This window comes from Micromonospora sagamiensis (genome assembly GCF_014680085.1).
Lineage (GTDB): Bacteria > Actinomycetota > Actinomycetes > Mycobacteriales > Micromonosporaceae > Micromonospora > Micromonospora inyonensis.
In genome coordinates, this window is the sequence record NZ_AP023438.1 from 97,349 (window position 1) to 108,881 (window position 11,533).

The 11,533-nt window shown below is 70.1% G+C and carries 9 protein-coding genes; 2 read left to right on the top strand and 7 right to left on the bottom strand.

The genetic code is table 11. The features are described 5' to 3' along the window. Positions 1–3: 3 nt before the first annotated feature. The 5 genes from IGA62_RS00350 to IGA62_RS00370 form a co-directional block, all read right to left on the bottom strand. Complete coding sequence (locus IGA62_RS00350) at positions 4–960, bottom strand: DUF1177 domain-containing protein (RefSeq protein ID WP_222433307.1); 957 nt, start codon at positions 958–960, stop codon at positions 4–6. Further along, positions 957–2,282, bottom strand: coding sequence for a M20 family metallopeptidase (locus IGA62_RS00355; RefSeq protein WP_145817258.1), 1,326 nt, complete (start codon positions 2,280–2,282; stop codon positions 957–959). The genes IGA62_RS00350 and IGA62_RS00355 overlap by 4 nt, the downstream gene beginning before the upstream one ends. Positions 2,283–2,390: 108 nt before the next feature. Then, positions 2,391–3,968, bottom strand: a complete 1,578-nt coding sequence (locus IGA62_RS00360) for an ABC transporter substrate-binding protein (protein WP_198501166.1) — start codon at positions 3,966–3,968, stop codon at positions 2,391–2,393. Positions 3,969–4,042: 74 nt separating this feature from the next. Continuing rightward, the gene (locus IGA62_RS00365; RefSeq protein ID WP_145817254.1) at positions 4,043–4,951 is read right to left on the bottom strand and encodes an ABC transporter permease; all 909 of its coding nucleotides are present in this window, start codon (positions 4,949–4,951) and stop codon (positions 4,043–4,045) included. Next, positions 4,944–5,951, bottom strand: coding sequence for an ABC transporter permease (locus IGA62_RS00370; RefSeq protein ID WP_198501167.1), 1,008 nt, complete (start codon positions 5,949–5,951; stop codon positions 4,944–4,946). Before IGA62_RS00370 ends, IGA62_RS00365 begins: the two co-directional genes overlap by 8 nt. Before the next feature lie 166 nt (positions 5,952–6,117). Between IGA62_RS00370 and IGA62_RS00375 the strand changes: the two genes are divergently transcribed. Together IGA62_RS00375 and pepE are read left to right on the top strand one after the other, a co-directional pair. Next, positions 6,118–6,945, top strand: a complete 828-nt coding sequence (locus IGA62_RS00375; RefSeq protein ID WP_145817252.1) for an IclR family transcriptional regulator — start codon at positions 6,118–6,120, stop codon at positions 6,943–6,945. A 43-nt stretch (positions 6,946–6,988) separates the two neighbouring features. Further along, a complete protein-coding gene (pepE, locus tag IGA62_RS00380; protein ID WP_145817250.1) occupies positions 6,989–7,729 on the top strand; it encodes a dipeptidase PepE in 741 nt (246 codons plus the stop codon). Between the two features lie 81 nt (positions 7,730–7,810). Here the strand turns inward: pepE and IGA62_RS00385 are convergent, their stop codons facing one another. Next, entirely contained in the window at positions 7,811–10,039 is a 2,229-nt protein-coding gene (locus tag IGA62_RS00385) for a proprotein convertase P-domain-containing protein (RefSeq protein WP_145817249.1), read from the bottom strand. Positions 10,040–10,211: 172 nt separating this feature from the next. Next, positions 10,212–11,438 carry a S1 family peptidase gene (locus IGA62_RS00390; RefSeq protein ID WP_145817247.1) on the bottom strand — a complete coding sequence of 409 codons (1,227 nt, stop codon included), beginning with the start codon at positions 11,436–11,438 and terminating at the stop codon, positions 10,212–10,214. Positions 11,439–11,533 lie beyond the last annotated feature (95 nt).

An 11,533-nucleotide genomic window follows, 5' to 3' on the forward strand; every position in this document is an offset into this window, starting at 1 on the left:
CGATCAGGGCTTCGCGGGGACCGTTCCGGTCGTCTGCAGGTGGGTGGCCGGGCCGTAGAGGCCCTCGAGGAGCGCCGCCTGGGCCTCGTCGTAGAAGGACACCGCGCCTGCGGTGAAGCCCTTGGCGACCTCGACGGAGAAGCGCGCGGCCAGGGCGATGTCGACCTCGTGGCTCGCGCCGGTCGCGCAGCCGGCGACGGGCGTCACCGTCGTGATGGCGACACCGACGACAGGCGCGGCCGTCGCGACGGCCGGCTGGAGGATCGAGTTGAGGTGGTGGAGGCCGTTGCCGTACGGGGTGATGTCCTGCGTCGACAGCGCGAAGACGACGGCTGGCTCACCGGAGACGGTCTCCAGAACGCTGACCAGGTCGGCGCTGGTGGGAAGGATGTAGCCGGCGCGGACCGTCGGGGAGATGGCGATACCCCGGTGGTTGACGATGCGGTTGCCCTTCGTCGTGTCGATGGACAGCACGGCGTCCATCTCCGAGGTCACCTCGTGCTCGTTCATCGCGGTGATGTCGACGGGCGAGTCCATGAAGGGCACCGGGTCGTGCGGCCGGGTCGGCGCGTCGGGGCAGATGTGCGTCGAGATGACGACGTCGCCGGGGAGGATGTCGCCGCGGGCATGCATCGCGAGGAGCTTGGCGGCCGTGGCGATGGCGGCGGTCGCTCCGTCGCCGTCGGACACGTAGCCGATGAGCTCCGGCCGGGCGCCGAGACCACCGAGGCGGCCGACGACACCGAGCGTCGGGGCGTCGCCGCCGATGGTCCTGCCGCGGCTGCCCGGGACGGTGACCTGGATGAAGTCGGTCGAGCCCTGCTCGCCCGCCACCGTCTCGACGACGATCGAGCAGGCGTCGTCGCCGAGGGCACGCAGGTGCTCGGCGACGAGTTTGCCCGAGGCGTCGGGGCGGTCGAGCAGGTCGAGGACGGTGAGCACGTGGGACAGCACGATCATTCGCTTTCGACAGCGGTCTCGGCGACGCCGAGGTACCGGAGGGTGGTCAGGGCGTAGGTCTTCGCGGCGAGGACGACGTCGGCGACGGGTGCCCTCTCGTCGAAGCCGTGGATGGTGGCCAGCTCCGCCGGCCCGTACTGGAGCACGGGGATGCCGTGGCTGCGGAAGGTGCGGGCGTCGGAGGACGCCCACTGGAGCACCCCCTCCGCGGTGGGGTCCCCGGTCAGGTCGCGCAGCGCCGCGACGAGTTCGGTGACGATGGGATCGCTCGGCAGCGTCCAGTTCGGTTCGCTGCGGAAGCCGGTCGGCTCGATCGTCGCCTCGACGCCCGCCTCGGCGAGCAGTTCGTCGACCCGGGCCAGGACCTCGGCCCGCGACAACCCGATCGGCACGCGGGTGTCGACGTCGACGACGCACCGGTCCGCGACGACGTTGGAGGACGTGCCGCCGCGGATCGTGCCGATGTTGACGGTGACGTGCTCGAAGACGGCACCGATGCCGGGACCGTAGCCCTCGCGCTCCTCGGCGAACGTCTTCGACCGCTCGATGAGGTCGACCACGTCCTCGGGCGGCGACGGCTTCATGTCCCAGAGCTGTTGCAGGGCGATGACGGCCTTGGCCGCGAGGAGGTTCGCGCTGACGCCGTGCAGCGGCTGGAGGCTGCCGTGCCCCGGCTTGCCGTCGATCGTCATCCGGAACCAGTTGCTGCCCTTCTGGCCGATCGTCGGGTGCGTGCGCTCCGCGGGCTCGGCGATGATCGCGCCGGTCGCGCCGTCGAGGACTCCCTGGTCGAGCAGCCAGTCCGCGCCGCGCGAGCCGCCCTGCTCCTCGTCGGGCACCGCCGCGAGCGACAGCTTCCCGGCGAGCGGGACACCGAGGCGGTGCAGGACGACGAGCGTGTGGATGACACCGGCGAGACCGGCCTTCATGTCGCTCGCCCCGCGACCGCGCAGGTAACCGTCGACGATGTCCCCCGCGAAGGGGGGAAACGTCCAGCGGTCCAGGTCACCGACCGGGACGACGTCGGTGTGACCGGCGAGCACCAGGTGCCGCGCCACGTTGGGGTCGTCGTCCACCGCGGCGTTGCTCGCGGCACGGTGGACGACGACGCTGAGGCGACCGTCCCCCGCGTCGTGGACCTCGGGGTCGAGGCCCGCGGCGCGCAGGTGGTCGGCGATGAAGATGCCGACGTCCGTGCAGTCCCCCGGAGGGTTCTCGCTCGGGATCCGGATGAGGGCCCCGGCGAGCGTCAGCAGTTCGTCCCGGGTGCGCTCGATCTCGTCGAGGACCCGGGTCTCCCAGTCGGGGGATGTCGTGGTCACGTCGGGCTCCAGGTGTCGTTGCGGGAGGGGTGGTTCGCGGTGGCCGGTGGGGGCGTGCCGCCGGGCGCGTCGGTTTCGCGGTGGCCCGGCGGCACGCCTGCCTCGGCGTCAGCCCTTGTTGCTCATCTGGAAGAAGCGGATGATCCCGTCGGGGTACGAGGTGTACCCCTGCACGCCCTCGCGCTGCGCGACGACGATGTTGTACTCGTACAGGTACGCCCACGGCGCCTGGGTGTTGATGATCTCCTGCGCCTTGCCGTACAGGTCGTTGCGGACCTTCTGGTCCGGCTCGGTCGCGGCCTTCTTCCAGAGGTTGTCGACCTCGGCGTTGTGGAAGTTGGCGTAGTTGCTCGTGCCGTCGCTGGTCAGCAGGAGGCCGAGGTGGTAGCCCGGGTCGTTGACGAAGGAGGTCCAGCGGGTGATGTAGCTCTGCACCTTCTTCGTCGCGAGCGCCTCGAGGAACTGCGGACGCGCCATGTTCTTGATGTTCATCGTCACGCCGATCTTCGCCAGCTCGGCCTGGATGAGGACGGCGTCGTCCGACCAGTCCTGGAAGCCGCTACCGAGGGTGAAGTCGAAGCTGAAGCCGTTGGGATGGCCGGCCTCCGCGAGCAGCGCCTTGGCCTTGTCGAGGTCGTACGAGTAGACGTAGCCGGCGTCGCTGAAGCCCGGGGTCGAGCTGGCCACCGACGAGCGCATCGGCGACGCCTGGCCCTTCATGACGTCGTTGACGAGCTTGTCGTACGGGATCGCGTACGAGACGGCCTGGCGGACCTTCGGGTTGTCGAACGGCTTGACGGCGTTGTTCATCCCGAAGAAGAGGACCTTGTTGCTGGCCCGCGAGTCGATGGTGACGCCGGACTGCTTCGACAGGGTGTCGACGTCCTTCGCCGGCACCTCGAGCGCGATGTCGACCTCGCCCTTGCTGAGGAGCTGGACGCGGTTGCTCGCCTCGCCGATGAACTTGGTGTTGATGGTGCGCAGCGCCGGCTTCTCACCCCAGTAGGTGTCCTTGCGCTCGAGCACGGCCTCCGTCGCCGGGTCCCACTTCTTCAGCCGGTAGGGGCCGGAACCCGCGGTGTTGGTGTCGAGCCACTTGGCGCCGCCCTCGGCGTTGACCTTGTCGATGTTGATGATCGAGAACGAGTACATCGGCAGGATCTGCAGGAAGAGGTGGTTCGGCGCGGTGAGGCCGATCTTCACCGTCTGCGGGTCGACGGCGGTCACGGTGTCGATGCCGGCCATGCCGTAGAGGAAGCTCGCCGAGCTCGACTTCTTGATGAAGTCGAACGACTTGACGACATCGTCGGAGTCGAGGGGCGAACCGTCCTCGAACGTCACGCCCTGCCGCAGCTTGAACGTGTAGCTCTTCGCGTCGGGGCTCACCTCCCACTTCTCCGCCAGCATCGGCACGATGGTGTCCGTCTTGGCGGTCGGCTTGCCGTCGACCGTCGTACGGTCGTACGTGACCAGCTGGTCGTAGGCCGCCACGACGAACGTGTCGGAGGTGACGTCGTTGGCCTCGGCGGGGTTGAGGGTCTTGCCGCCCTCGGAGTAGGCGACGACCAGGGTGTCCTTGCCGGCCCCGCCGGCCTGCGAGGAGCCGCCCTGGTTGGCGTTGGCTCCACAGCCGGCGGCGAGGAAGGTGGCGGCGACCGCGGCGGGCAGGGTGGCGCTGCGCTTCACGCTGTTCTCCTTCGGGTCAGGGTGGGGGGATGGGTGGGCGGATGGGTTGGCGTCCGTGCCAGGTCCGCGCCGGGTCATCGGCTCGTCCGCAGGCGCGGGTCGAGGACGTCACGAAGGCCGTCGCCGATGAGGTTGAAGCCGAGAATCGAGGTGGCGATGGCGATGCCGGGGAAGAAGGTCATCCACCACTCGCCGCTGATGATGTAGCCACGGCCGTCCGAGATCATGACGCCCCACTCCGCCGTCGGGGGCTGCGCGCCGAGGCCGATGAAGCTGAGCGAGGCGGCCGTGAGGATCGCGTAGCCCATGCCGAGGGTCGACCGGACGAGGATCGGGGCGACGGTGTTCGGGACGATGTGGCGGACGAGGATCGTGCGGTCACGCAACCCGATGGCGCGGCCCGCCTCGACGAAGTCACGCTCCCGCAGCGAGCGGGTCTGGCTGTAGACGATGCGGGCGAACTCGGGGATGCCGACGACACCCACGGCGATCATCGCGCTGGCCAGGCCGGGCCCGAGAGCGGCGGCGATCGCCATGGCCAGGACGAGCGACGGGAAGGCGAGGAGCACGTCCATCACCCGCATGAGCACCGTGCTCACCGCGCCGCCGACGAAGCCGGAGACGGCGCCGATCGGGACACCCACGAGAAGCGAGATCCCGACGGCGATGAGCCCGGTCCAGAGCGAGATCCGCCCACCGGCGAGAACCCGGGCGAGGATGTCGCGGCCGAAGTTGTCCGTGCCGAAGAGGTGCTCGCGGGAGGGCGGCTCGAGAAGCCCGCCGACCCCGGTCTCGGTGGGCGAGTACGGCAGCAGGTCGGCCAGGAGGGCACCGATTGTCCAGATCGCGATGAAGACGAGACCGACCATCGCCAGGCGGTTGCGGACCAGCAGGCGCCACGCCGTCGTGGGCCTCGACCTCGCCTGGTCGGCCGACGCGACCCGGCTGCCCGGCGCGGTGGCGGACACGGTGGTGTCAGGCATTCTCGATCCTCGGGTCCAGGCGGGCGTTGAACAGGTCGACACAGAGGTTGACCGTCAGGTAGATGACCGCGGCCAGCAGCGTGAAGGCCTGCACCGGCGCGTAGTCGGTGGCGAGCACGGACTGGACGACGTACTGGCCGATGCCGGGCCAACTGAAGACCGTCTCGGTGATGACCGCGCCGCCGAGGAGTTGGCCGAACTGCAGGCCGACGACGGTCACGATGACCGGGGCGGCGTTCTTCAACGCGTGCTTGAGGATGACCCTGGCCGGCGGCAGGCCCTTGGAGCGTGCGGTGCGTACGTAGTCCTGGTTGATCACCTCGAGCATCTCGGACCGGGTCATCCGGGCGATGATCGCCGTGCTCCCGGTGGCGAGGCACATGGCCGGCCAGATGATGTGGGCCAGCGACGACCTCAGCGCGACGACGTCACCGCTCAGGAGCGAGTCGAGCACGTAGAGCCCGGTGATCGAGGTCGGGGGGTTCACGTCCTGGGCGATGCGGCCCAGCGGGGCCGGCTCCCAGCCGAGCTTGTTGTAGAAGACGAAGATCACGAGGAGGGCGAGCCAGAAGAGCGGCATGGACGCCCCGACCAGCGAGAAGATCCGGCTGGCGTGGTCGATGGGCCGGTCGCGCCGCGTCGCGCTGACGACCCCGATCGGGACCCCGACGAGCAGTGAGATGAGGATCGCCACGACGGCGAGCTCGACCGTCGCCGGCAGCCGGGAGGCGAAGTCGGTGAGGACGGGCTGCCCGGTGTGCCACGCGAACCCGAGGTCTCCCGAGAAGAGATCACGCACGTAGGAGACGAACTGCGTGGCCAGCGGCTGGTCGAGGCCCATCTCGACGCGGATCTTCTCGACGGTCGCCGGGTCGGCCTGCTCCCCCGCGAGCGTGCGGGCCGGGTCACCGGGCAGGACGCGGGTGAGAAGGAAGATGCAGAGCACGACACCGAACAGTGCCGGGATCATCGCGAGCACCCGTCGCACCACGTGGTTCACGGCCACCTCCAATCTGCGCGTTGTTGGGCCTGACCTGGGCTTTACGCCACCCAGGGTTCGCCGGCCCGGCACCCTCGTGCAATATTTTCTCTGTATATGAGAGGGCATCCCGAACTGGATCAGGGTGCGGTAGGTTCTGACCCGTCCCGTCCAGCCCGGAGGACCCATGCCAGACGACGGCGTCGCCCGCCCCCGCTCGCCGCTCCAGACCGTGGACCGCGCCCTGGAGGTCCTCCTGTCGTTCACCGAACGGCGTCGGGACTGGGGCGTCATGGAGCTTGCCGAAGCCTTCGCCATCGACAAGTCGACCGCGCAGCGGATCCTCGCCGCGCTCGCCGCGCGCGGCTTCCTCAGCGCCGACCCGGTGACCCGGCGCTACAGCCTCGGACCGACGATGTGGCGGATGGCCGCCGTCTGGGAGCGGGCGGGCGGGCTGGCCGCCCTGGCGCAGCGGGTGCTCGAGCCGCTGGCCTTCCAGACCGACCGCACCGCCATCTTCGCCGTCCCGGACGGGCTCCACGTCCGCTGCGTCGCCGCCGTCGACGGCGGCGGCCCGCTGCGTAGTCACCCGCTCGTCGGCGAGCTGTACCCGGCCAACGCGGGAGCCACCTCCCGCGGCTACTTCGCCTTCCTCGACAGCAACGAGCGACGCGCCCTCATCTCCGGTCGCGTCTTCGCGACGTTCACCGGTTTGACGAAGGTCGACGAGCAGGAACTCGAACGGCTCTTCGTCGAGACCGTCGCACAGGGCTACGCCTACTCCGAGGGCGAGTACGACTACGCCACGAGGGCGCTCGCCGTTCCGATCATTCTCCGGGGACGGCCCGTCGGCTCGCTCAGCCTCGGCGAGAGCAAGTACCCGGCCCGTCCGGACGACATCCGCGACCACCTGCCCGCACTACAGGCCGGGGCGGAGCAACTGTCCGCCCTGCTGGACAACCGGGCGCACTCGGCCGCCGTAGCCCGACAGACCAGGGTGACCCGGTCCCACTGAACGCCGCGCCGACGAGCCGGACCGGCCGCATCGAGGAGACACCATGACCCAGGGCCACCAGAACCTTCTGCTGCTGTCCAACTCGACGGCCCCGGGGCGGGCCTACCTGGAGCATGCGCACGACGCGATCCTCCAGGCACTCGACGGCCGACGCTCCATCGTGTTCGTCCCCTTCGCGCTGGCGGACCACGACGGCTACACCGACACGGTCCGTCGGGCCCTGGAGCCACTCGGCATCACCGTCCGGGGAGCACACGAGGGCACGCCACGCGACCTGGTCGCCGACGCCGAGGCGGTCTTCGTCGGCGGCGGCAACACCTTCCGTCTCGTCAAGGCGATCCACGAGTCGGGCCTGATCAGCGTCGTACGGACCCGGGTGGCCGAGGGGATGCCCTACCTCGGTTCGAGTGCCGGCACCAACGTCGCGACGCCGAGCCTGCGTACGACGAACGACATGCCCATCGTCCAACCACCGTCCTTCGAGACCTTCGGTCTCGTGCCCTTCCAGATCAACCCCCACTACCTCGACCCGGACCCGGCCTCGACCCACCAGGGCGAGACCCGGGAGGAGCGACTGACCCAGTTCCTCGAGGAGAACGACGTCCCGGTGCTCGCCATGCGCGAGGGCACCTGGCTGCGCGTGAGCGACGGTTCGATGCGGCTCGACGGCGTGTCCACGGGCGCGCGGGTCTTCTGCCGGGGGTCCGAGCCGGTCGAGGTTCCGAGCGGAGCCGATGTGACCTGGCTCGTCGAGAGGGTGGGTGCGTTCGAGGTCGGCCGTTGAGGTCGATCCGTCGGACGCCGATGGGCCCCTCCGCGTCGCGCGAAGGGGCCCGGCCGGCCGAGGACCCGGCGTCGAGAAGGGTTACAGGCCGAGGGTCCAGGTGTTGAGGTAACCGACGTCACCGGAGGCGGCGTCCTGCACCCGCAGGGTCCAGGTGCCGTTGCGGGTCTCCGACGACAGGTTGACCGGGTAGCTCTGGTTGAGGTTGTCGGTCGAACCGCCGGTCCGGTTGTGCAGCACGTAGGCGCTGCCGTCCGGAGCGACGAGGGTCACCACGAGGTCACCGATGTAGGTGTGCACGATCGCCACCTGCACGGTGCTGGTGGACGACGCGTTACCGGTGCAGCCGCTGACCGCGATGGTGCTGGTGACCGTGGTGTTGTCGGCGATGGTCACGTCGGTGCCGTTGGTGCCGCCGCAGCTCGGCACGGGCGGGGCGCCCAGGTTGAGCGTCCAGGTGTTGAGGTAACCGACGTCGCCGCTCGCCGCGTCCTGGACGCGCAGCCGCCAGGTGCCGTTGGCGGACTCCGACGACAGGTTGACCGGGTAGGTCTGGTTGATGTTGTCGGCCGAACCGCCGGCCCGGTTGTGCAGCACGTAGGCACTGCCGTCCGGAGCGATCAGGCTGACCACCAGGTCACCGATGTAGGTGTGCACGATCGCCACCTGCACGGTGCTGGTGGACGACGCGTTACCGGTGCAGCCCGAGATGGTGACCGAGCTGTCCACGGTGCTGTTGTCGGCGATCGTGGCGTCGGTGTTGTTGGTCTGCGCGCAGCCGGGCGGCCCGTTGACGGTCAGCGCGTACGACGTGCTCTGCGTGGTCACCGGCCCGGTCGCGGTGATGGTCACGGTGTACGTGCCCGGGGCGGTGCTGCCGGTGGTGGCGATGGTGAGGGCCGCGGAGGCGCCGGTGGCGATCGACGCCGGGCTGAAGGTCGCGGTCGCGCCGGCCGGAAGGCCGGTGGCGGTGAGGGCCACCGTCTGCGGGCTGCCGACGGTGGTCGTGGTGGCCACCGTGGCGGTCAGCGAACCACCCGGGTTGACCGAGCCGGCGGCCGGGGTCACCGCGACGCTGAAGTCCTGGGTCGGCGGGACGACGTTGCCGGTGTAGAGCAGCTTGTTCGGCGAGCCGGTGCCGGGGTTGGTCACCACGTTGCCGGTGGCGTCGTTGACGAGCTTGTCACGCACCTGCTGCGGCGTGTACGACGGGTTGGCCGCGAGCACCAGGGCTGCCGCGCCGGCCACGTGCGGGCTGGCCATCGAGGTGCCACTGATGGTGTTGGTGGCGGTGTCGTTGGTGTACCAGGCCGAGGTGATCGCGCTGCCCGGGGCGAAGATGTCCAGGCAGGTGCCGATGTTGGAGTAGCTGGCCCGGGCGTCGGTGGATTCGGTCGCCCCGACGGTGATGGCGTTTGGCGTGCTGGCCGGCGAGACGTTGCAGGCGTTGGAGCCGGACTCGTTGCCCGCCGCGACGGCGTAGCTGACGCCGTCGGCGATCGACCTGGTCACCGCGTCGTTGGTGGCCTGGTCGAAGCCGCCGCCGAGGCTCATGTTGGCCACCGCGCGCTCACCCGGGTCGTGGTCGCCGGTCACCCAGTCGATGCCGGCGATGACCTGGGCGTAGGTGCCGCTGCCGCCGCAGTCGAGCACCCGGACGCCGACCAGGGTGGCGCCCTTGGCCACCCCGTACGCCGTGCCGCCGACGGTGCCGGCGACGTGCGTGCCGTGCCCGTTGCAGTCGTCGGCCGAGCCGCCGTCGATGGCGTCGAAGCCGCTCACCGCACGGCTGCCGAAGTCGCCGTGGCTGAACCGGATGCCGGTGTCGATGATGTACGCCCGCACCCCGGAGCCGTTGTTCGGGTAGGTGTACGAGTTGTTCAGCGGCAGGTTGCGCTGGTCGACGCGGTCCAGACCCCAGGAGGGGGTGGGCGACTGGGTGGCCGCGATGCTGACCTGGTGGTTCTGCTGGACGTACTGCACCGAGGGGTGGGCGGCGAGCCGGCGGGCCGCCGTCTCGGGGAGCCGTACCTCGAAGCCGCGCAGCGCGTGCTGGTAGGTGCGGGCGACGGTGCCGCCGTACTCCCGGGCGAGACTCCGGGCGGAGGCGTCGACCCCGGTACGGGCGACGGATGTCTCCTTGAGCACCACGACGTACGAGTCGGCGACGGCGGTGGCACCGCCGGCCTGGCGGATGGCACCTTCGGCGGGGGCTGCGGTTGCGGGGGCGGCGAAGGCCACCGCGGCGGCCACCGCGGTGGTGGCGACGCCGAGACGCCAGTGTTGCCTGGCGGAGGACGTGAGAGCCATCTGAGCATGTCCTTCCATGACCGTGAGGCTGATCGACAGAAGTCGATCAGGTGAGGAGATGTTAGACGGCAGACATGCGAATGTAGATGGGTTTCCATGAATTGGCGGGAATCCGACTGGCCGGTCGCCGTGGTCGGTCCGCTCCGGACCGACCACGGCGACGAGCGGACGATCAGGCGAGGTCGTAGGAAAGACCGGGCCAGAACCTCGGCAGCGCGCTGAACCAGGCCTTCCGCGGCGTCGCGTTGCACCCCGACGTGCTGCGACTGTGCAGGCCGAACGCGTACCGCTTACCGGACGACGTGAGCCAGTAGACGCCACCCCCGCTGTCACCGGGGCACGGGTCGTAGCCCTCGTACCTGGTCAGGCCACGCACCGCCGCGTCGCTGGTCTTGGTGACCACACCGCACGGGTTGCCGGACGTGGCGGGCGCCGCGTACCGGGCCGAGACGCAGACGACGTCGCCGACCCAGATGAACGACATGGTGTGCGCCCGACCCTTGACCGGCACCCAGGACGAGCCGGAGATGGCGATCCGGCCGAGGGTGTCCGCCGCGTACCCGGCGTTGGTGACCTGGATCGCCCCGGCGTCGACCGGACCGGAGTTGATCGCGTTCACCGGGTGCATCGGGCCGATCGGGGTACCGGCGGTGGACCAGTTCGTCACCGTGCCACCGCCACAGTGGCCGGCGGTGAGCGCCCAGCGCACGCCGCTGCTGCGGGCGGTGAAGCCCAGCGAGCAGCCGCCGCCGGAACGGTGGATCACCAGTCCGGCGCGCAGGCTGTCGTTGCAGTTGGCCCGCGACGTGCAGACGTCCTCCTCGACGGAGTCGGTGCTCGCCGGCACGATGGTGACCCAGCTCGGCACCGCGCCCTTGGGAAGGCTGGCCTCCTCCTGCGCGGTCAGGGCGACGGTCACCGTGTTGCTGCTCACCTCGACGCCCACCCGCCCCTTGGCCAGGACGGCGAGTTCGTCGGTGCCGGCACGTACGGTGTCGGCGAGCCGCTCCAACTCGTCGTAGCTGCGCTCGACCACGCGGGCGTGGACGGTGAGCCCGAGGGCCCGGCCCGCCTCGGCGGCACGGTCCGCGCCCGCCTGGGTGGTCAGCGCCACGTGGGTGATCCCGGACAGCGGATCGAAGTGGCCCCCGCCGTACGTCTGGGGCTCCTTCGCCAGCTGCTCGTGCAGCTGCTTACGGGTCTCCTGCTGGGTGGCCGCGACCTTGGCGGCATCCTCCGTGATCGTCGGGTACACGGTCCGGTAGGCGAGGATCGCCGCCTGGGTCTCCTCCCGCCCCGTGTCGGCGGCGACCGGATCCGCCGCGTACGCCGGCACGGCCACCGTCGCGGCGGACACCACCGCGACGACGGCACCCGCCAACAGCCGGATACTCCTCATGGCACTCCTCCTCCTGCGGAAGGGCTGATGCCAGTAAGGAGTCGGGAGTTCGGCGAAAAATACATCCGGGGTCATCGGCCGAACGGATGATTGGC